Raw genomic sequence first — 20,435 nt, 5'->3', positions numbered from 1 at the left:
CAATCGGTTGATGAAACGAATCGATGATTTACAACGCCATGGCCAGGCCATTGGCGTGATCCCAGCCGACGCTTACTGCCGCGCCGTGTTCGAATGCGTTGGCGCCGTGATCCTGCTGGCGCGGTACCCGCACGCAGACCACGCCGAAGGCCTGGGTGCGCACGCGGTACTCGGTGGTGTTGCCGAGGTAGATGCGGTCCTCCACGCAGCCCTGGAGTTTCACTTCACGGACCAGTTCGGCCTGGGCGCCGGCGATGCCGATCAGCTCCGGGCGCACGGCTATGCAGCCGGCGGCGTTCGCGCTCAAGGCCTTGCCGGTGGGCGTCAGCGGGCTGGTCAGTTCCAGGCCCTGTTCGGTGCGCAGGACCACCGAGTTGCCGTGCAGATGGCGAACCGTGCCGTTGAACAGATTGGATTCGCCGATAAAGTCGGCCACGTAGCGACTGGCCGGTGCTTCATAGAGCTGTTCCGGGGTGGCGGTCTGGATGATCGAACCGTTGTGCATCACGCTGATGCTGTCGCTCATCGACAGGGCTTCTTCCTGGTCGTGGGTGACCAGCACGAAGGTGATGCCGACTTCGCGTTGCAGGCGCAGCAGTTCCGATTGCATCTCCTTGCGCAACTTGCGGTCCAGCGCGGCCAGCGGCTCGTCGAGCAGCAGCACCGTGGGTTTGTTGACCAGCGCCCGGGCCAGGGCCACGCGCTGCTGCTGGCCGCCGGACAGTTCACTCGGCTTGCGCTGGCCGAAGCCGCTGAGCCGGACCATCTCCAGGGCTTCGTCGGCCATGCGCAGCTGGCTTTTCTTGTCCGGGCGCGGGGTGCGATAACGCAGGCCGTAGGCGATGTTCTGCGCCACGGTCAGGTGCGGGAAGAGGGCGTAGTGCTGGAACACCATGTTCACCGGGCGTTCGAACGCCGGGACCCCGGCAACGCTTTTCCCGGCCAGGCGCACTTCGCCGCTGGTGGGCTGTTCGAAGCCGGCGATCATGCGCAGGGTGGTGGTCTTGCCGCAGCCCGAGCCGCCGAGAAAGGAGTGGAACGCGCCACGCTGCACCGCGAAGTTCAGCCCGTTGACGGCCGGTACCTCGCCATAGCGTTTGACCACGTTGCAGAATTCGATATCGCTTGGCGGGCTGTCATTCACGCTGTTGTTCACGAGGCGGGCTCCCTTGCAGTGATGGATCAGTGCGTCGGGGGCCAAACTAGCAACGAGGGTTTTACGCTGTATATATCCCTTGGGGGATAGAGTCGTTTTCAGCCATCAGGCTTCGGCGGCCTGCTGGTGGCCGGTGAGGTCGCGGATGAACAGCCCGAGCAATTCGGCCTGGCTGCCGATGCCGAGCTTGGCGTAGATGTTCTTGCGATGGATCTTTACCGTCCCCGGACTGATGCTCAGTTGTTCGGCCACCGAGGCGCTGGAGTGCCCGCGCAGCAGCAACTGGACGATTTCCTGTTCGCGGCGGGTGAGGATATGGGCGCCGAACTGGTCGAAGGCTTCGCGGATCTTGAAGTCCAGGTCTCGCGCCGGGCGCGGTTGCTGGGCCTGGTGCAGGCGCCAGGCCTGGTTGACGACCTGTTCGACCACCGCCTGCGCGCACTCGATCAACTGCATCTCGTCGCGGCCGAAGGCGCAGTTGGCGGTGGAGCGCATCAGCGACAGCACGGCCATGGCGCCGTCGCCGAGGTCGACGAAAAACGCCACTTCCTCGGCCAGGCCGGTGAGCTGGTAATAGGTCAGGTAGTACTCGCCGAGGTAGAAGTGGTCCGGGGCGAACTGGCGCAGGCGCCAGAGTCCGGGCGCCTGTCCGCGGGTACAGGCGAGGTAGAACGGATCCAGCAGATAGGGCCCGCACTGATAGTCATCGACATACACCGCGCGCTTGTCGGCGGCGAAGGTGTCGAACAGCGCCAGCGGCCGGTGATTGCCCTCGTAGACGAACAAGACGAAGTGATCGACCGGGCACACCTGCCGCAACCAGTGGCTCAGGCCCATCAGCCGCGCCTGCCCGGGAGGCAGGTCGAGCAGATGGGCGACACCGGTGGTCCAGAGTTTCAGTTCCTTGGGGCGCATGACGGCTTCAAGCGAAGTGGGAGCGCATCCAGATGCACGATTTACGCCAGGGCCGTTGCAGCCTTGCAGGGCCGCGCTGCGTCCCGGCCCTTGCGGGAAAAGACGCACCGCAACAGGGCCGGGTGTTACCGAGCACCACAGGGCCGGTCATTCTCGCGGAGGAAACCCGCCCTGGTCGCCAGGCGCCGCTCGGTGGCTGCTGTTCCAGGGCCTGGACAGTCCGCGAGATCTTCGGCACGAACACTCATCGCTTACAGCAGATAGCGCGGTGCATCCATTCGATCGTGCAGAATGCGAACGATCACGATCCCGTAAGCGGTGATACGCAGGTAGATCATGTGCCGTCCGGCGCTGCTGCGGCGATAGCCGGGCCGAATGTGATCGCATGCCTGGGCGGTCTTGGGCGTCTGCGCCAATTCTGCAAAAGCGGCAGTCATGACATCGATATAGCGATTGGCCTGATCCATGCCCCATTGCCGAACGGTATAAATCCAGATCGCTTCAAGATCGCGTTCGGCAGCGGGCGTAAGGCGATATTCAGCCATGCGTGCTTATCATTCTGCGCTTGAATTCATCGGCGTCGAATGGGCGTGGTTCCCCGCTGGCCTCACCTTCCATCAGCGCGCTGCGGATCGCTTCAAGTTCGGCACTGCGCTCCTGCTCGCGTCTGATCAGGTCACGGATATATTCGCTGTCATTGGTATAGTGACCGGCGTCGATTTGCGCTTTGATCCAGCCGTCTTGCTGAGCGGTCACGGTAATGGTTTTACGCACGGTTCCCATGATTGGGCCTCAGAGACATTTCATCGGTAGGGTAAAGCGTATCATACTATTGGTGCGGTATTGTGCGTAACGATTATCGCCCGGAGCGACGGTTGCCCGCCGCCCCGGCGTTGTCGTTCGCCGGTTTCAGGCCTGTAAGTGGCACCTGGTCTGCTGTCGTTCATCCCCCCGCAAGACCTGCGGTTTTTCACAAGCGCTGGTACACAAATCGCACCGCTCACGGAAGAAGCAGCCCTGCGGCAGGATACGGTTGCCCGGCAACTCGGTCGGTGCCGCCACCTGCTCCGCGTGCAAGGGTACGCCCAGGCGTGGCACCGCCTCGAACAGCAGGCGGGTGTAGGGATGGCGCGGCTGTTCAAGCACCTGGGCAGCGCTGCCCAGTTCGACGATCTGCCCCAGGTACATCACCGCCACCCGGTCAGCCATGTGCCGCACGACGGAAACATTGTGGGAAATCAGGATGTAGGTCAGGTTGCGTGCCCGTTGCAGTTCCGCCAGCAGGTTGAGGATCTGCGCCTGGACCGAGATGTCCAGGGCGGAAGTCGGTTCGTCCAGGACGATGATGTCCGGGTCCGACGAGAGGGCGCGGGCAATCGCGATCCTCTGGCGCTGGCCGCCGGAAAACTGATGCGCGAAGCGGTCCAGGTATTCCGGACGGATGCCGACCTGCGACGCGACCCGGGCGGCGATGTCGCGCATCTGCTGGCGGGGCGCGTGACCACGGGCGTACAACGGCTCGGTGATGATCTTCCAGATCGGCAACCGTGGATCGAGCGAGGATTGCGGGTCCTGGAAGACGATCTGCACATTGCTCCTGGCCTTGCCGTCGGGGCGAGGAGGCCAGTTCAGTTCGCCGCTGCTCGGGGCCAGCAGCCCCATCAGCAACTGGGCCAGGGTGCTTTTGCCGCAGCCCGACTCGCCGACGATGCCCAGGGTTTCACCGGCCCTGACCTGCAGGTCGATACCGTTCAGTGCATGAGCGTAGCCCCGTGGCCGGCCCAGCCAGTCGTTGCTCACCGGAAAACGCACGCGAACATCCTCCAGCCGGAGAATGTCGGGGGCCCTTTGCGTAGGGGGGGAGATGACGGCACTGTTCATCACGAAAGCTCCTTGACCGGCAGCCAGCACGCACTGCGGCGTTGCTCATTGCCGTTGACGGGGTTGAGGCGCGGGCGCTGGGCGCAGATCGGCATGCTGTGGGGGCAGCGCTCCTCGAAGGTGCAGCCGACGGGCAGGGAAGCCAGGTTGGGCACCTGGCCGGGAATGGTCATCAGGGGCTGCCCCGGTTCGACCATTTCCGGCAGGCCGCTGAGCAGTCCCTGGGTGTAGGGATGCTGCGGATTGCCCATCACTTCGTCGGTGCGACCCTGTTCGACCACGGTACCGGTGTACATGACATAGACCCGGTCGCAGAACTGCGAAACCAGGGCCATGTCGTGGGTGATCAGCAGGATGGCCGTGCCTTTCTGCCGGGCCTTCTCCCTGAGCAGCAACAGCACCTGGCGTTGCACGGTCACATCGAGGGCGGTGGTCGGTTCGTCGGCAATCAGCAGTTGCGGTTCACAGGAGAACGCCAGGGCGATCATCACCCGCTGGCGCATGCCGCCGGACAGCTCGAACGGGTAGCTTTCCAGCACCTGCTCGGGGCTGGCGATATGCATGTCGCGCAGCAGCGCGATGGCCTTGAGACGGGCTTCGGCCGCGCTGAGCTTCTGGTGATGAATGATCACGTCGAGCATTTGCCGGCCGATGCGCCGGGTCGGGTTCAGGGCCGTCATCGGCTCCTGGAAGATCATCGCCGCATCGCGGCCGCGTATCTGCAGCAGTTCCTTTTCCGAGGCGGCGAGCATGTCGCGGTCGAGCATGCTCAGGCTGCCGGCGGTGATGCGATAACTGCGCTCGGGCAGCAGGCGCATGCTGAGCATCGCGGTGACCGACTTGCCCGAACCGGACTCGCCGACCACGCCGACGATCTCGCCGGGATCGACGTGCAGCGAGACGCCGTTGAGGGCCTTGACGTTGTTCTTGTACGCCGGGAATTCCAGGCTCAGGTTGTCGATGAGCAATACGGGAGTGGCGGTGTGCATGGTCATTTCCCCTGTTGCCGTGGATCGAGCAGATCGCGCACGCCATCGCCCAGCAGGTTGAAACCGGTGGCGGTGATCAGGATCGCCAGGCCGGGAAAGGTCGAGTACCACCAGTTGTCGAGGATGTAGTTGCGCCCGGTGGCGACCATGGCGCCCCATTCGGCGGTGGGCTGCTGTGCCCCCAGGCCGATAAAGCCCAGGGCCGAGGCCATGAGAATGGCGCTGCCGATATCCAGGCTCAGTTGCACCAGCAGCGGCGGCATGGCGTTGCGGGCGACGTGCCAGTGCACCATGTGCCAGCGTCCGGCCCCGAAGGTCTGGGCCGCCTTGACGTAGCCCATCTGGCGGATGCTCAGGGCCTGGCCGCGGGCCAGGCGCACATAGGACGGGATCCGCACGAGGGTGATCGCCAGCATGGCGTTGAACAGGCTGGCGCCCAGGGCTGCGGCCAGGGCCATGATCAGCACCAGGGAGGGCACCGACAGCATGATGTCCATCAGGCGCATGATCAGCGCGTCGAAACGCCCGCCGATGATCCCGGAGAAGCAGCCCAGCAGGCCACCGATCAGGCAGGAGGCAAAGGCCACGAACAGGCCGACGCCCACCGATTGCTGGCTGCCGAACAGGACACGGCTGAACAGGTCCCGACCGACTTCATCGGTGCCGAACCAGTGTTCGGCGGACGGCGGCATAAGCCGCGCGGTGAGGTCCAGTGCGTTGGGGTCGTGGCTGGCGAGCCAGGGGGCGAAGATCATGCACAGCAGGACGATGCTGGTGATCGCCAGGCCGGCCATGGTCAGCGGGCTGCGGCGGACCTGGTAGGCCAGGTAGGCGAGTTTCTCGCTCCAGCGCGGGCCGCGCGCCGCGGTCAGGGGGACGGACATTTCAATTCACCTCGCCGATGCGTGGGTCGATCACGCGGTACAGAAGATCGATGGCCATGTTCAACAGCACATAGATGAATGACACCAGGATCGCGAAGCCCATCACCGCCGGGAAATCCAGCGACTGGATCGACTTGACCACGTAGGCGCCCATGCCCGGCCAGGCGAATACGGTTTCGGTCAGCACGGCGCCATACAGCAGGTCGCCCAGGGTCAGGCCGAGCACGGTGACCGAGGGGATCAGCGCGTTGGGCAGGGCGTGGCGCAGGATCACCGTCCAGCGCGACAGGCCGTAGGCACGGGCGGTGCGGATATAGTCCTCGCCCAGTTGATCGAGCATGGCCGAACGGATCTGCCGGGCAACCACGCCGAGGGTGACGAAGCCCAGGGTCGCGGCGGGCAGAATCAGGTGTTGCAGGGCATCGAGAAACAGGCCGGCGTTACCGGCGAGCAACGCGTCGATCAGGTAGAAACCGGTAAAGGTCGGTGGCGGGACGAGTCCTTCGGACAGCCGTCCACCGCCGGGCAACCAGCCCAACTGGCCGTAGAACAGCACGATCGCGCCCAGGCCGAGCCAGAAGGCCGGGGTGGAAATACCGGTGACCGCCAGGGTGCGGGCGAACTGGTCGATGGCCCGGTTGTGATAGACCGCCGACAGCACGCCCAGCGGCACACCGACCAGGATTGCCAGCACCAGCGCCACCAGCGCCAGTTCCAGGGTGGCCGGGAAGAACGCCTGCAGGTCTTCCAGCACCGGACGGTTGGTACGTATCGACGTACCCAGGTCGCCGTGCAGCAGGTCCATCAGGTAACGACCGTATTGTTGATACAGCGGCAGGTCCAGGCCCAACTGGTGACGGATACCGGCCACCAGCGCGTCGCTGGCCCGGTCGCCGGCGATCAGTCGGGCAGGGTCCCCGGGAATCAGGTGCGAAATTGCAAAGGTAATCAGCGAAACGCCGAACACGACCAACACCAGGCCGAGCAGGCGCTTGCGCAACAGAGTCAGGAAGGCCATCGGGCACCTCAGTCACACGAACGACGAGAATCAGACACGCGCCGCCCCCGCAAGGCCGGCGCGCGCGAGCAGGTTTACTTGCTCATGCTGCCCAGGTTGAAGACCTGTTCGAGCATCGGGTTGAACACGTAGCCCTTGACCGAATCACGCATCGGCAAGGTATAGCTCTTCTGATAGAGGTAGGCGTAGACGCTGTCCTTGAGCACTTTTTTCTGTGCCGTCTGGTACAGCTCGACGCGCCTGGCGGTGTCGCTGGTGGAGGCCGCTTCGCGGATCAGCTGGTCGACTTCGGGATTGCTGTAGAACGAACGGTTGCCCTGCAGGCCCTGCATCTTGGAATCGAACCAGAAGTTCATGAACATGTAGGGGTCGGCAAAGTCCGGGCTCCAGGCCCCCGAGGCGATGTCGAAGTCGGCCTGGCCGACGCGCTCGCGCAAGGTCGCGTTGGCGAGTTTTTCCAGCTTGAGGTTGATGCCCAGGGGGGCCAGCGCCGCTTGCAGGGTCAGGCCGATCGGTTCCCAGTTGGGGTCCTTGTCCGAGTACATGTAGCTCAGGGTGGTGATCTTCTGCGGGACCTTGGCGAGGCTGTCCCTGGCGCCGGCGAGGTCCTGTTTCATCGGTGGCAGCGAGCTGTCATAGGCCCACATGCCGTCCGGGATCGGCCCGTTCATCAGCTTGGCCTTGTCCTTGAGGATACCTTTGACAATGCCGTTGTAGTCCACGGCCTCGGTGATCGCCCGGCGGGCATCGACGTTGGCCAGCGGGCCCTTCTTGTTGTTCAGGTAGAGGTAGGTCACCCGCAGCGACGGGAACTCCCGGACCACCACGCCGGACTTTTTGCCGAGCGCGCCGAGCTGGTCTTCGGGCATGTCTTCGATGATGTCCAGGTCACCGTGTTCGAGCTGCAGGCGACGCACGGAAGGCTCGGCGATGATCTTGATCACCACGCTTTTCAGTGCCGGTTTGGGGCCGGCGAAATAACTGTTCGGTTCCAGGGTCAACGACTGGCCTTTCTGCCAGTTGCTCAGGCGGAAGGGCCCGGAACCGGCGGTGTGGCTGGACAGCCAGGCATTGACGTCGGCGCCCTTGCTCATCACCGCCGGGTTGATGATCGAGGCACCGTTATGGGCCAGGGTGAAGAGGAATGGCGCGAACGGTGTCTTCAGGGTGAAACGGATGGTCTGCGGGTCGACCACGGTCACCACCATGTCTTCCGGAAAGGCCCCCGATGGCCCCTGCTTGAGGGTCATCAGGCGGTCGAAGGAGAACTTCACCGCGGCCGCATCCACCGGGGCGCCGTCATCGAACTTGTTGCCGGGCCTGATCTTGAATTCCCAGACCAGGTTGTCCGGGGATACGGTCCAGCTCTCGGCCAGGTCGCCCTGGACTTCGGTGCTGCTCTTGTCACCTTCGACCTTGTAGCCGACCAGGCGCTGGTACGACGGGTAGGTGATGGTCCAGTCGTTGTTGTCGAAGGTCACGGCCGGGTCCAGCGTCTGCGGATCGGCCGGTTTGCCGATGACCAGCGTGTCCTGGGGCACGGCCGCCGTGGCAGCCTGCCAGGCCCCCAGGCTCAAGGCGCTGCACAGGACGGTCAGCAGCAGTTTGCCAGTGCCGGAAGAGGGGTTGTGGGTCACGGTGTTCGTTGGGTTCATGCCGGTTTCCTTGATCATTCGATGTATGGAAGTTCGTCAGGTTTTTTATAAAAGCTATAACCGGGCAGTTGCAGGTGAAACGTAAGTCATGCGGGTTATTGTTGTTCTCAGCCACACCGGGGCGGGCTGTGCTGTGTCGCTTGCGAAACTCTGCGGTTTCGTCGGTGCTGGCGTTGCGCGTGGATCGGGTTTCTCGGGACGGTGGCTCAATCCTCCTCCAGCAATGGGTAGTCGTCGGCGTTCGGTAATTCGTAATGCCACCATTCGGTATCGATGGCCTGGAACCCGGCGCCGAGCATGATCCCCAGCAGCAGCAGGCGATTGCGTTGCACATCGGCGGGCAGGTCGGGGTAGAACTGATGGGAGCGTTCTTCCATGGCGTCGAAGGCGGTGCCCATGTCCAGCGGCTCGCCATCGCTGCCCACCAGGGTCAGGTCCACGGCCACGCCACGGCTGTGATGGGAGCCCAGGTGCGGGTCGCGCACGTAGTCGTTGTTCGGCAAGGCTTCCCACAACAGGTACTGAGCGTAGGGCGGGCGGTAGGCGTCATAGAGGCGCAGGGTCAATCCGGCCAGGCGCGCCAGTCGGCTGGCCTTGTCCAGGCACTCGGCGGCGCGGCGATGCAGCAGGCAGCGGGCCGTCGGGTAGATCACTTTTCCAGCCAGGTTGTCTGCACTGGCGTAGATCAGGTCGATTTGCACCTGATAGCGCTGGGCATCAATCTCTACAAGGGGGCTGTCGTTCACGCAAACACTCCAGTGGGATTCGGCGAGGCGGTAGGTCAGCCTTCGAACTGGCCGAAGGCTTTTTGCAGTTGACGGTTCCTGGCCAGGCGCTCGTCGAGGCGCTCGCCGTATTTCTCCGCGACCGCCGAAACCACCAGGTTCAACAGGCAGGCCAGTGGAGCAGGGGAGTCCCAGAACTGCCCGACATCGGTTTTCAGTTGCAGCAGATCCAGCGGGTAGTCTCGCGCCCAGGGGCATTGCAGGTCGGTGATCAGGGCCGTGGCCAACTCGTTGTCGATCGCTGCGTTGCAGAAGGCCTGGGTCACGCTGGAGTAGGCGCGGAAGTCGGCAATGATGGCGTAGGGATTGGCGAAGCCGGAGTTCAGCGTTTCGGCGTAGATCCCCGACAGGCCATCGACGTAGTAGACCTTGGGACGAATGTATTCGAGGTGGCTGTGGAACGCCGTGAGAATCCCGCGGGTGGATTGAATCCCGAGAATGAACACGGCATCGGCTTCATGGATGCGTTGCACGATCCTGGCGAAAGCCTCGCTGCGTGCCAGGCCATAGGCATGCTGGATGGCCTCGAGCTCGCGGCTCATGGACCTGTCGAGGGCATCTTCCTGGTTGGTCTCGGCACGAAAGGCGGCAATCCGGTCGGTGATCAACCATGAGCTCGGTGCTTCGCCACGCAGGCTCTTCTTGACCTCATCGATGTTCTGGTAACCCAGCGAGCGCAGGAAGCGCCCCACGGAAATCCCCGTGGTGGAAGCCTGCTGCGCGATGCTGTCGGCCGACTCGAACGGCAGTTGCTCAGGGTTGCCCAGCAGGTAGCTGGCGATGCGCTTGCCGGTGGGGGTCAGGCTGGAGAACTGCTGTTCCAGCACTTGAAGAAAGCTGTTCTTTTCCGTGGACATATCGGCGCGCCAGCATGGGGTTGTTATATTTATGTCATTTGTTTAGATCTTGTTATAAAAATAACATCGGCTTTCGAGATAGCACAATGCCTTTTTTTGACGAGGTCGCAACGCGTAAAAACGACTCGGGCCATTCGGGCTGATTATTCGGAAATACCGAAATGGATTTTCGATCAAGGCTCGATTATCAAAGCAGGACCGAATGATTAACGTGGTGTCCAGCGATCGGGCGACGGGCTGCCAACTGGCGGCGCCCATGTCCGATTTCCCTGATCAGTCCCCTCAACGGAGCCCTGGACCATGCCACGTTCAACCCTGTCCCGCCGTCTCACCACCCGTATCACGGGTACGTTCATCGCCCTGGCACTTTCGGGCCTGGCCAGCGCCGCTACCCCCGAACTCGTGAGGCCGGGCGTGCTGGCAGCCGACAAGAGCCTGCCAGCCGCCCAACTGAAACTTGCGCAGACCGCGGCCCTGCGTTATGACACGTTCTGGCACACGGGTGACGAAGCCCTGGCCCGTGCGGCACTGGCGGACAATTTCGTCGATCACACCCTGCCTGCCGGGCGCCAGCAGGGGCCTGAGGGGCCGTTGCAGGCTTCCCGGACCTTTCGGGCCGCGGTCCCCGACCTGACGTGCGAAGTCGTGCAAATGATCGTCGCCGGCGATCGGGTCAGCGCGCAGCTGCGCTTTCGCGGGCATTTCACCGGGACCTTTGGCGAGCGCAAGGGCAGCGGCCAGGTGGTGGACTTCATCGCCTTCGATATCTACCAGATCGAAAACGGCAAGATTGCCGCCGACTGGCACCTTGAAGACAACCTGACCTTGATGAAGCAACTGGGGGCACTATGACGATCCAGCATCTCGATCACTTCACCCTGCGTACCTCGCGGGTCGACGAGACGGTGGCGTTCTTTCGCGATGCCATTGGCCTTGAGGTGGGCTGGCGCCCGGCGTTTCCGTTCCCGGGCCAATGGCTCTACGCGGGAGAACGGGCACTGCTGCATATCGCCGACCTGGACCGCGGCAACTCCGAGCTGGAGGCTTATCTGGGCGCCCGTGTCGGTGGAGGGGGAACAGGCGCTCTCGATCACATCGCCTTTCGCTGCAGCGACCTGCCGGGGATGCGCCAACGCCTGCGCGACCTCGGCCTGCCCTTTGACGAGCGGGTGGTCCCCGACCTGGCGGAACACCAACTGTTCGTCGAAGACCCGAACGGCATCGGGATCGAGCTGATCTTTGCCTATTCGCCGCCGGCCAGTCGCTGACGCATTCCTTCACTGGCCGCCGGTCCGGCCTGCACGGTGCTGCGCTCCAGCGGCACCGGACGGCCGTCGGCGCTATCCGCCATCATCAGGTGCAATGGCCGGCCGCTGTCGCGTTCGACGATCTGCACGCTTTCGCCCTCCGGTGCGTAATGGCGATTGCCCCATTCCACCAGGGCCAGGATCACCACGCGAAAATCCCTGCCCTTGGCGGTCGGCACATACTGGTAGCGCAGCGGGCGCTGGCTGTAGGCCTCGCGCTCGAGCAGGCCGTCTTCCACCAGCGCATTCAGGCGCCGGGTCAGCATGTTCGGGGCAATCTCCAGGCTGCGGGAGAATTCGTCGAAGCGTTTCAGGCCCTGCAAGGCGTCGCGCATGATCAGGATGCTCCACCACTCGCCAACCCGTTCAAGGCTGCGGGCGATGGGGCATTCGGCATGGATCAGGGTCTTGCGTTGCATGGTGGCTCCTGTCGGGCGAGCGGATTTTTGTCCGGTGAGTATGTTACTTTCATGATGATAGTAGCGTCCATAAGCCAATACCTCGCTCAATCACCTGAAGGAGTTGGATTGTCATGAACAAACGCATCGTTGTCACGGGCATGGGCGCATTGACCCCACTGGGCTGCGGCGTCGAACCGACCTGGCAGCGCCTGCTGGCCGGACAGTCCGGGATCCGGCCGCTGCCGCCGGAGCTGATCGGCGACCTGTCGATCAGCATCGGTGGCCAGGTGCCGGACCGCCTCCAGGACCCGCAGGCCGGCTTCGATCCCGACCAACTGCTGGCGGCCAAGGAGCAGCGCAAGATGGACCGCTTCATCCTGTTCGCCCTGGCGGCCGCCGATGAAGCCCTGGCCCAGGCCGGCTGGGCGCCAGATACCGACGAGGCGCGGGAACGCACGGCAACCATCATCGCCACTGGCGTCGGCGGCTTTCCGGCCATTGCCGAGGCGGTGCGCACCACCGACAGCAAGGGCCCGCGGCGCCTGTCGCCGTTCACCATCCCGTCGTTTCTCGGCAATATGGCCGCCGGGCATGTCTCGATCCGCTACGGTTTCAAGGGGCCGCTGGGTACACCGGTGACCGCTTGCGCGGCCGGCGTCCAGGCGATCGGCGACGCCGCGCGGATGATCCGTGCGGGAGAAGTCGATGTCGCGATCTGCGGTGGCGCCGAGGCCTGCATCCACCGCGTCAGCCTGGCCGGCTTCGCCGCGGCAAGGGCGCTGTCCAGTGATTTCAACGATACACCGGAGCGTGCCTCGCGGCCTTTCGATCAGGCCCGCGATGGTTTTGTCATGGGCGAGGGCGCCGGCCTGCTGGTGATCGAGGAACTCGAACATGCCCTGGCCCGTGGCGCCAAGCCCCTGGCCGAACTGGTGGGGTATGGCACCAGCTCCGATGCCTACCACATGACCGCCGGCCCCGAAGACGGCGACGGTGCTCGTCGTTCGATGCAGCAGGCCTTGCGCCAGGCCGGTGTCGAGCCGGCTCGGGTTCGCCACCTGAATGCCCACGCCACCTCGACCCCGGTGGGCGACAAGGGCGAGATGGCGGCGATCAAGGCGCTGTTCGGTACGCTGGACGGCCCGGCCATCAGCTCGACCAAATCCGCCACCGGCCACCTGTTGGGCGCCGCCGGCGGGATCGAGGCGATCTTCACGGTCCTGGCCTTGCGCGACCAGATCGCGCCGGCCACGCTCAACCTGGACAACCCCGACGAGGCCGCCGCAGGCCTTGACCTGATTCGCGGCGGGGCGCGGCCGTTGACCATGGAGTACGCGTTGTCCAATGGCTTCGGTTTCGGCGGGGTCAATGCCAGCGTGCTGTTCAAACGCTGGGTGTAGAGGGCTCAGGCAACGATCCCGCGGGACAGGCCGGCCAGCCGTGGCCTGGCCCGCGGGGCCGGGTGGCGGGCCACGGCCGTTTTTCCCCCTCTCGCTACTGGACTTGACCCGCATCGAATGGGGACAATGTGTTTTTGATGCGGAAATGGAAGCTCTCATGAGTGACAGTGCACAGCGCGGCCCCAGTGACATCGATCTGATGACGGACGTTGCCATGCTTTATTACCTTGAGAACATCACGCAGGAGGCTATTGCCAAGCGTTTCGAGTTGTCCCGGGCAAAAGTCAGCCGGCTGCTCAAGCGCGCGCGCGACGAAGGGATCGTCGAAGTGCGGGTACTGCAGCACCCGGCGATGAACAGCGAGCTGGAGCAGACGCTGGTCGAGCGTTTCAAGCTGGATCGGGCACTGATCGCCGTCGATCACGGTGACCCGGATGCCCAGCGTTCCGCGGTCGCCAGCCTGGTGGCCCACTACCTGAACAAGACCCTGGACGACGGCATGATCGTCGCCGTCGGCATGGGCCGCAATGTCGGCGCCGTGGCTGAAAACGTGTTCCTGCCGGTGACGCGCAACTGCACGTTCGTCTGCGCCATTGGCGGTTCGCTCAAGGCCGGCGAATACATGAATCCCGACCACATCTGCCGTCGGCTTGCCCTGCGCTTCGGTGCGGAAAGCGAAACCCTCTACGCCCCGGCGCTGGTGGCAAACCACGAGTTGCGCAGCGCCCTGATCAACAACGACACGGTGCGCTCGACCCTGGATCGGGCGCGTCGTGCCGATATCGCGCTGATCGGCATCGGCGACATGAGCGAGAACAGCAACATGGTGCGCATGGGCTGGTTCTCTCCCCAGGAGATCGCCCAGGCGCGACTGTCCGGTACGGTGGGCGACATGATGGGGTACGACTTCATCGATATCCACGGCCAGCCGGCGGTCAACACCATGCAGGGGCGGGTGATCGGGCTGTCGGTCCAGGAGCTGGCGCGGATTCCCGATGTCGTGGCGATTGCCAGCGAGAATACCAAGGCGGCGGCGACGCTCGGCGCGTTGCGTTCCGGGGTGATCAATACCCTGGCGACAACCGTGTCCAACGCCTACACCATCCTCGCGCTGGACGATGCGACTCGCAAACTCGCGTGAAGGGCTCAAGAGTGCCCTGACCGGCGCTTCTCGACGAGCGCCCGGTCAGGGGGGGCTGGATGCTCAGTCGAGCAGTTGCGCCTCGACCGATTCGGCGAGGTTGGTGAGGATCAGGCAGCAGGACACCGCACCGGCATCCAGCACGCCCAGGGAGCGTTCGCCCAGGCGACTGGCCCGACCGATTTTCGCCACCAGGTCGCGGGTGGAGTCGCGGCCCCGGGACGCCGCGCTTTTCATCTGGCCCAGGGCATCCTGGAACGAAGCGCCGCTGGCATGGGCCTGTTCGAAGGCTTCCACGGAGGGGATCAGCGTGTCCATCAGGCACTTGTCGCCGACACCGGCATCGGTGATGTCTTGCAACGACGTGAGGCCGCCGCGCAGCAGCCGGGCGAAACTGGCCCCATCGATCTCGGCGCGGCCCCGTACTTCGTCGGCCATGCCGATGAACAGGCTGCCGTAGAGCGGTCCCATCGAGCCGCCGATACCTTCCATCAGGGCCAGGGTCAGCTCGTCGAGCGCGTCGGCCAGGGACAGCTGGCGACCTTCAAGGCTCTTGCCGCAGCGGGAGAAGCCCTTGGCCATGTTGATGCCGTGGTCGCCGTCGCCGATGGCACCGTCCACTTCGCTGAGGTATTCGCGGTTGGCGACGATCACCGAGACCAGGTTGGTAACGATGGCGCTGCCGGTGCTGCTGGAGAAATGCTGGCTCATGGTTTACTCCGACTGCGACAGGCCGATGGAGCGGCACGGTTGATCGATCAGGGTGGTCAGTTCGGTATCGAGTCCGAGCAGGGTCAGGGTGACGCCCATCATTTCCAGGGACGTGAAGTAATTGCCGACATAGCAGCGATGAACCCGCAGGCCCTTGGCCTTGAGCAGGCGTTCGACTTCGGCGTAGAAAATATACAACTCCATCACCGGCGTGGCGCCCAGGCCGGAGACCAGGACCACCACGCTGTCGTCCCGGCTGAAGTCGCGGTCGGCGAGAATCGGTGCGAGCATGCGCTCGGCCATGGCCGCGGCGGACTCGACGGGTATGACCTCGATCCCCGGTTCGCCGTGATGGCCGATCCCCAGTTCCATCATGCCATTGGCGATCTGGAAGTTCGGTTTGCCCACCGCCGGGATGACGCACGGAGTCAGGCCCACGCCAATGGAGCGGCAGTGGTCGACGGCCTTCTGCGCGACACGGATCACGCCGTCGAGGTCGTAGCCCTGGGCGGCGGCGGCGCCACCGACTTTCCACATGAAGATTTCCCCGGCGACCCCGCGACGCTTGGCGATATCGGCCGGCGGGGCGGAGGCCACGTCATCGTTGGCGACCACGGTACGAATGGTCATGTCCTTGCTGGCGGCCATTTTCATCGCCAGCTTGACGTTCATGTTGTCGCCGGCGTAGTTGCCGTACAGGCAGGCGACCCCGGCGCCCTGGTCGGCGGCGCGGAAGGCGTCGAAGAAGCTCTTGGCGGTGGGCGAGGAGAATATTTCGCCGACGGCCACGGCATCGACCAGTCCTGGACCGACATAACCCAGGAAGGCCGGTTCATGGCCGGAGCCGCCACCGGTGACGATCCCCACCCGACCCTCTGGCGAAGGAGTGCGCTTGCCGATGACCCGTGGGTTGGCTTCGTACTGGGCCAGCTCCGGATGGGCCACGAGGATGCCCTTGAGCATGTCCTCGACTACCTGGTCCGGATCGTTGATGACTCGATTCATGGCGTGTTTCCTTGTTCTTGTAAGGTCTGAGCCGATTACTGAATGCTGTAGCCGCCGTCGATCACGACGTTCTCGCCGGTGATCATCTTCGCTGCGTCGCTGAGCAGATAAAGTACCAGCCCGGCGATTTCTTCCGGCTGGGCGAAGCGTCCGACCGGGATCTGCGATTTGGCCCGTTCGCCGAGCTCGCCGGCCCAGGCCTTCTTGCCCAGGGCCGTCTCGACGATGGTCGGGGATACCGCGTTGACGTTGATGCCATGGGACGCCCACTCCATGGCCAGCACCTTGGTCATGCCGACTACCGCCGCCTTGCTGGCACAGTAGGCCACATGCCGGTCCAGGCCAATCACGGCGGCCTGGGACGCGAGGTTGACGATGCGGCCGGTGCCTTGTCCGATCATGTGCCGGGCGCAGGCCTGGGCGACGAAGAAACTGGCCTTGAGGTTGATGTCCAGGGTGGTGTCCCAGGCGCTTTCGTCGACGTCCAGGGCCTTGTCCAGCAGGGCGACGCCCGCGCTGTTGACCAGGAAATCCAGCCGGCCGAGGTGCGCGGCGGCCTGGTCGACGGCGGTCTGCACCTGGTCGAGCTGGCGCAGGTCGACGGCCAGGCCGATATGCCCGGCGCCGAGGCCGGCTGCCACCTCGACCACCGCCGGATCGCGATCCAGCAGGGCGACCCTGGCGCCACGCTCCACCAGCAGGCTGGCACAGGCCAGACCGATACCGGCGGCGCCACCGGTGATCACGGCGCAGCGGCCGTTGAGGTCGAACGCCTGGTTCCAGAAATTGGACATTACATACACTCCATACGGGTCGGATCCGGCCCGGGTTTTCGATTGGGCAGACGCTTGCTTATAGGTTGTCGTTCGTTTGACGGGGGCGAAGAGCAACGCCTGGCTCAGCGTTTTTTCTTGCGCCAGACATCGATCAGTACGGCGAACACGATGATCAGCCCCTTGGCGACCTGTTGGTAATAAGAGGATACCCCGAGCAGGTTCAGGCCGTTGTTGATCACGCCGATCAGCAGGGCGCCGAACAGTGTGCCGACAATGCTCCCGGTGCCGCCGGAGAGGCTGGTGCCGCCGATCACCACGGCGGCGATGGCGTCCAGTTCATAGGACGTACCCGCCTGGGGCAGGGCGGAGGTGGTTCGCGCCGAGAGCACGACACCGGCCAGACCGGCCAGCAGCCCCGAGACCACATAGACCGAGAACATCACCTTGCGCACGCCGATCCCCGAGGTGCGCGCGCTTTTTTCGTTGCCGCCCACCGCGTAGATATAGCGGCCGTAGGTGGTGTAGCGCAGGACCATCCAGAAGATCAGCGCGACCACCGCGAAGATGATGATCGGCACGCCGATCGGGCCGATCTTGCCGATGCCCAGGGCCAGGTAGCTGTCGGGCAGGTCGGTGACCGGACTGCCGTCATTGAGGATGAAGGTCATGCCGCGGGCGACGCTGAGCATGCCCAGCGTCGCGACAAAGGGCGGGATCGACAGGTTGGCGACCATGAAGCCGTTGACCACGCCAAGCATGGCGCCGGCGAACATGCCGGCGCTGACCGACGCCAGCAGGCCGTGGCCCTGGGTTGCCACCAGGGCGCTGCACAGGCCGGCGAAGGCGAGAATCGAGCCGACCGACAGGTCGATGCCCTTGGTCAGGATCACGTAGGTCATGCCCACGGCGAGAATGCCGTTGATGGAGGTCTGGCGCAGGATGTCCATCCAGTTGCGCCAGGTCATGAAGTATTCGCTGGCAAAGGCCATGGCGATGCACAGCAGGATGAATACCAGCGGCAGGCCGAAGCGGTCCATGGCCTGGCGCAGGCGCGCGCGCGGGCGGCCGGTCGCGGCTACGGGAAGGGGGGCAGGGGCGGCAAGGATTTTACTGTTCATGAGGCGAGACTCAACAGGGCTTCCTGGGAAAGAGCGGTATCGGTGCTGACGGTGACCAGTCGGCCGCCTTTGAATACCGCGATGCGATCACTCAGATGGAGCAGTTCCGGGGCTTCGGACGAGACCACGATGGCCGCGCCACCGGCGCGGACAAACTCGTCGAGCAGGTGGTAGATCTCCTGTTTGGCGCCTTCGTCGATGCCCCGGGTCGGTTCGTCGCAAAGCAGGCAGATCGGCTGGGTCGACAGGCATTTGGCGAGCACCACTTTCTGCTGGTTGCCGCCGCTCATGGACGCCACCGGCAGGTCGAGGGAGGAAATCTTGATCTGCAGGCGCTTGACCATGCTGCGGGCCAGTTCGTTTTCCTTGCGCGCGCTGATCACCGACCAGCTCGATAGCTGCTTGTAGGCCGAGAGGGCGATGTTGGCCATGATGCTGCCGCTGAGGACCAGGCCGCTGTCCTTGCGATCCTCGGTGACCAGCGACATGCCGGCGCGGATGGTGGCCGCCGGCACGCCGATCGGCAGGGGCCGGCCTTGCAGGGTGGCCGTCCCCGAGTCGGGCTCGGTGAGGCCGTAGAGGCAGTTGAGGAACTCGCTGCGGCCCGAGCCCATCAGGCCGTAGATGCCGAGAATCTCGCCCTGGCGCAGTTGCAGGCTGATGTCCTGGAACTCGCCGTCGCGGCTCAGGCCTTCGACATCCAGGCAGTTCTGCGTGGTGCATTCGCGACCGACCTTGTGATCGATGCGTTGCAGTTCCTGGCCGACGATGCCGCGTACCAGATGGGCGCGGTCGATATCGGCCATGCGTCCGCTTTCGACGAAGGCGCCGTCGCGGAAGATGCTGTAGTCGTCGGCGATCTGCGCCAGCTCGCTCAGGCGATGCGATACATAGATGATCCCGGCGCCGCGGGCGGTCAGGCGGCGGATGGCCTTGAACAATGTTTCAGTCTCGCGTTCGCCGATGGCCGAGGTCGGCTCGTCCATGATCATCACCTGGCAGTCGTGGCTGAAGGCCTTGGCGATTTCCACCAACTGGATCTGTGCCACGCTCAGGCGATGCATGGGGCTGGTGGCGTCCACCTCGAACTCCAGGCTGTGCAGCAATTCGCGGGTGCGCCGGTTCAGCTCCCTACTGTCGACGATACAGCCGGCGCGGCGGGGTTCGCGGCCCAGCCAGATGTTCTCGGCGACGGTCATGTAGGGGATCGGTTCCAGCTCCTGGGTGATCATCGCCACGCCGGCGGCCAGCGCCTCGCCGGGGCGCTGGAAATGCACCGGTTGGCCATTGAGCAGGATGCTGCCGGCGTCACGCTGGGTGATGCCCATGAGAATGCTGAGAAAGGTCGATTTGCCCGCACCGTTGCCGCCGCACAAGGCGTGCACGCTACCTGCACGGAGAGAGAGGCGCCCGTCGCGCAGGGCCGGGATCCCTGCATAGGCTTTGGCGACATGTTCAGCCTGGAGCAGTAATGGCGTAGCCATCGGGGTGTCCTCTTGCTGATTTTCTTGTTAGATCAAGTCGATCAAATGATCGGCGAGTGATCATATGTTTAAAGCAAATCCCTGGCATGTGTCAACGAGGCTTTCTGTTATTTGGCGATTTTCAATGGATGATGACTGTTATGGCAACGGATCATTCAAAAAACAGCTTGACACTCCTCTGTTTCTAGCGGGCTAATACTTGTGCAAAATTTCATTGAGTGATCATTTGATCGCTGTCTGTGCTTCTGTCGGGCAGCAGAGGAAAATTTATGGATGCAACCACATTGTTTTCGGTAGCCGTCGGCAGCGACGAGGCCGGCTACGAGCTCAAGGAGCTGCTCAAGCTCCATATCGAAAGCCTGGGCTACGGGCTCCAGGATTTCGGCTGTTACTCCTCCAGCCCCGTGCTTTACCCGGATATCGCCGCCGCGGTCGCGACGGCCGTGGGTGGCGGGGAGCATCGCCTGGGTATCCTGATTTGCGGCACCGGTATCGGCATGGCCATTTCCGCGAACAAGATCAAGGGTGTGCGTGCGGCCCAGGCCCACGACACCTATTCGGCCGAGCGTGCGCGCAAGAGCAACGATGCGCAGATCCTGTCCATTGGTGCACGGGTGATCGGTCCCGAGTTGGCCAAGAGCATTGTGAAAATCTTTCTCGAGTCCGACTTCGAAGCCGAGCGCTCCGGTCCGAAGGTCGAGCGGATCAGCGCCGTCGAGGCGGCGAACAGGGCACTGACCGGCCTCTAGGGCCAGGGCTGCCGCGCCTGCATGAAGTCTGGTCGGGATAAGCGCCAGGGACTGAAATAAAAATCAACAAGAGCCCAAGAAATGTCCAACCTGCAACCGATTCCGAAACCGAGCCAGCGTACCCTGGCCAACGCCATTCGTGCCCTCAGCATGGATGCCGTGCAAAAAGCCAACAGCGGCCATCCGGGTGCCCCGATGGGCAT

22 protein-coding genes and 1 pseudogene are annotated in these 20,435 nt (G+C 63.9%); 6 read left to right on the top strand and 17 right to left on the bottom strand.

What is annotated here, in order from left to right:
• Positions 1-28 precede the first annotated feature (28 nt).
• The 11 genes from ACL9RJ_RS22575 to ACL9RJ_RS22525 form a co-directional block, all read right to left on the bottom strand.
• On the bottom strand, positions 29-1,156 hold the full coding sequence (locus tag ACL9RJ_RS22575; RefSeq protein ID WP_369682257.1) for an ABC transporter ATP-binding protein: 1,128 nt from the start codon (positions 1,154-1,156) through the stop codon (positions 29-31).
• A gap of 105 nt (positions 1,157-1,261) precedes the next feature.
• Positions 1,262-2,071 carry a response regulator transcription factor gene (locus ACL9RJ_RS22570; RefSeq protein WP_017128283.1) on the bottom strand — a complete coding sequence of 270 codons (810 nt, stop codon included), beginning with the start codon at positions 2,069-2,071 and terminating at the stop codon, positions 1,262-1,264.
• 251 nt (positions 2,072-2,322) lie between these two features.
• On the bottom strand, positions 2,323-2,616 hold the full coding sequence (locus tag ACL9RJ_RS22565; RefSeq protein ID WP_017128284.1) for a type II toxin-antitoxin system RelE/ParE family toxin: 294 nt from the start codon (positions 2,614-2,616) through the stop codon (positions 2,323-2,325).
• Positions 2,609-2,854, bottom strand: a complete 246-nt coding sequence (locus ACL9RJ_RS22560) for a type II toxin-antitoxin system ParD family antitoxin (RefSeq protein WP_017128285.1) — start codon at positions 2,852-2,854, stop codon at positions 2,609-2,611. The genes ACL9RJ_RS22565 and ACL9RJ_RS22560 overlap by 8 nt, the downstream gene beginning before the upstream one ends.
• Positions 2,855-2,980: 126 nt before the next feature.
• Positions 2,981-3,952: an oligopeptide/dipeptide ABC transporter ATP-binding protein gene (locus ACL9RJ_RS22555; protein ID WP_017128286.1), complete on the bottom strand. Its 972-nt coding sequence runs from the start codon at positions 3,950-3,952 to the stop codon at positions 2,981-2,983.
• On the bottom strand, positions 3,952-4,941 hold the full coding sequence (locus ACL9RJ_RS22550) for an ABC transporter ATP-binding protein (protein ID WP_042936357.1): 990 nt from the start codon (positions 4,939-4,941) through the stop codon (positions 3,952-3,954). Before ACL9RJ_RS22550 ends, ACL9RJ_RS22555 begins: the two co-directional genes overlap by 1 nt.
• A gap of 2 nt (positions 4,942-4,943) precedes the next feature.
• Positions 4,944-5,825, bottom strand: coding sequence for a D,D-dipeptide ABC transporter permease (gene ddpC / locus ACL9RJ_RS22545; RefSeq protein WP_177088332.1), 882 nt, complete (start codon positions 5,823-5,825; stop codon positions 4,944-4,946).
• Between the two features lies 1 nt (position 5,826).
• Positions 5,827-6,843, bottom strand: coding sequence for an ABC transporter permease (locus ACL9RJ_RS22540; RefSeq protein WP_177119468.1), 1,017 nt, complete (start codon positions 6,841-6,843; stop codon positions 5,827-5,829).
• 74 nt (positions 6,844-6,917) lie between these two features.
• Entirely contained in the window at positions 6,918-8,498 is a 1,581-nt protein-coding gene (locus ACL9RJ_RS22535) for an ABC transporter substrate-binding protein (RefSeq protein ID WP_422765689.1), read from the bottom strand.
• Between the two features lie 206 nt (positions 8,499-8,704).
• The gene (gene ddpX / locus ACL9RJ_RS22530) at positions 8,705-9,244 is read right to left on the bottom strand and encodes a D-alanyl-D-alanine dipeptidase (protein WP_177088329.1); all 540 of its coding nucleotides are present in this window, start codon (positions 9,242-9,244) and stop codon (positions 8,705-8,707) included.
• Positions 9,245-9,279: 35 nt separating this feature from the next.
• The gene (locus ACL9RJ_RS22525; RefSeq protein ID WP_017128292.1) at positions 9,280-10,140 is read right to left on the bottom strand and encodes a MurR/RpiR family transcriptional regulator; all 861 of its coding nucleotides are present in this window, start codon (positions 10,138-10,140) and stop codon (positions 9,280-9,282) included.
• 300 nt (positions 10,141-10,440) lie between these two features.
• Here ACL9RJ_RS22525 and ACL9RJ_RS22520 point away from each other — a divergent pair, with 300 nt between their 5' ends.
• Both ACL9RJ_RS22520 and ACL9RJ_RS22515 read left to right on the top strand, forming a co-directional pair.
• Positions 10,441-10,992 (top strand): ester cyclase, encoded by a 552-nt coding sequence (locus ACL9RJ_RS22520; RefSeq protein WP_177119470.1) that lies wholly within the window; start codon positions 10,441-10,443, stop codon positions 10,990-10,992.
• Positions 10,989-11,408: a VOC family protein gene (locus ACL9RJ_RS22515; protein ID WP_017128294.1), complete on the top strand. Its 420-nt coding sequence runs from the start codon at positions 10,989-10,991 to the stop codon at positions 11,406-11,408. The genes ACL9RJ_RS22520 and ACL9RJ_RS22515 overlap by 4 nt, the downstream gene beginning before the upstream one ends.
• Here the strand turns inward: ACL9RJ_RS22515 and ACL9RJ_RS22510 are convergent.
• Positions 11,384-11,866 (bottom strand): winged helix-turn-helix transcriptional regulator, encoded by a 483-nt coding sequence (locus ACL9RJ_RS22510; protein ID WP_017128295.1) that lies wholly within the window; start codon positions 11,864-11,866, stop codon positions 11,384-11,386. The two genes, ACL9RJ_RS22515 and ACL9RJ_RS22510, sit on opposite strands and share 25 nt — an antisense overlap.
• A gap of 113 nt (positions 11,867-11,979) precedes the next feature.
• Here ACL9RJ_RS22510 and fabF point away from each other — a divergent pair, with 113 nt between their 5' ends.
• Positions 11,980-13,248, top strand: a complete 1,269-nt coding sequence (gene fabF / locus ACL9RJ_RS22505; RefSeq protein WP_177106939.1) for a beta-ketoacyl-ACP synthase II — start codon at positions 11,980-11,982, stop codon at positions 13,246-13,248.
• A gap of 157 nt (positions 13,249-13,405) precedes the next feature.
• Entirely contained in the window at positions 13,406-14,389 is a 984-nt protein-coding gene (locus ACL9RJ_RS22500) for a sugar-binding transcriptional regulator (protein ID WP_017128297.1), read from the top strand.
• 63 nt (positions 14,390-14,452) lie between these two features.
• Here ACL9RJ_RS22500 and dhaL read toward each other — a convergent pair whose 3' ends face one another.
• The 5 genes from dhaL to ACL9RJ_RS22475 form a co-directional block, all read right to left on the bottom strand.
• Positions 14,453-15,100, bottom strand: coding sequence for a dihydroxyacetone kinase subunit DhaL (gene dhaL, locus ACL9RJ_RS22495; RefSeq protein WP_017128298.1), 648 nt, complete (start codon positions 15,098-15,100; stop codon positions 14,453-14,455).
• A 3-nt stretch (positions 15,101-15,103) separates the two neighbouring features.
• Positions 15,104-16,105 (bottom strand): dihydroxyacetone kinase subunit DhaK, encoded by a 1,002-nt coding sequence (locus tag ACL9RJ_RS22490; protein WP_422765688.1) that lies wholly within the window; start codon positions 16,103-16,105, stop codon positions 15,104-15,106.
• 35 nt (positions 16,106-16,140) lie between these two features.
• Positions 16,141-16,899, bottom strand: a complete 759-nt coding sequence (locus tag ACL9RJ_RS22485) for an SDR family oxidoreductase (RefSeq protein WP_017128300.1) — start codon at positions 16,897-16,899, stop codon at positions 16,141-16,143.
• A gap of 104 nt (positions 16,900-17,003) precedes the next feature.
• Positions 17,004-17,999: an ABC transporter permease gene (locus tag ACL9RJ_RS22480; RefSeq protein WP_017128301.1), complete on the bottom strand. Its 996-nt coding sequence runs from the start codon at positions 17,997-17,999 to the stop codon at positions 17,004-17,006.
• Entirely contained in the window at positions 17,996-19,483 is a 1,488-nt protein-coding gene (locus tag ACL9RJ_RS22475) for a sugar ABC transporter ATP-binding protein (RefSeq protein WP_042936358.1), read from the bottom strand. Before ACL9RJ_RS22475 ends, ACL9RJ_RS22480 begins: the two co-directional genes overlap by 4 nt.
• Before the next feature lie 269 nt (positions 19,484-19,752).
• On the opposite strand from ACL9RJ_RS22475, the gene rpiB reads away from it, so the two are divergent.
• Both rpiB and ACL9RJ_RS22465 read left to right on the top strand, forming a co-directional pair.
• On the top strand, positions 19,753-20,232 hold the full coding sequence (gene rpiB / locus ACL9RJ_RS22470) for a ribose 5-phosphate isomerase B (protein ID WP_177088317.1): 480 nt from the start codon (positions 19,753-19,755) through the stop codon (positions 20,230-20,232).
• Between the two features lie 81 nt (positions 20,233-20,313).
• A pseudogene (locus tag ACL9RJ_RS22465) lies at positions 20,314-20,435 on the top strand (hypothetical protein); the annotation flags it as partial.

The sequence above is a fragment of the Pseudomonas sp. Mn2068 genome (genome assembly GCF_049319725.1).
GTDB lineage: Bacteria > Pseudomonadota > Gammaproteobacteria > Pseudomonadales > Pseudomonadaceae > Aquipseudomonas > Aquipseudomonas gingeri.
The sequence above is the reverse complement of the archived record's forward strand: the minus strand, read 5'-3'. Positions and strand labels throughout refer to the sequence as shown.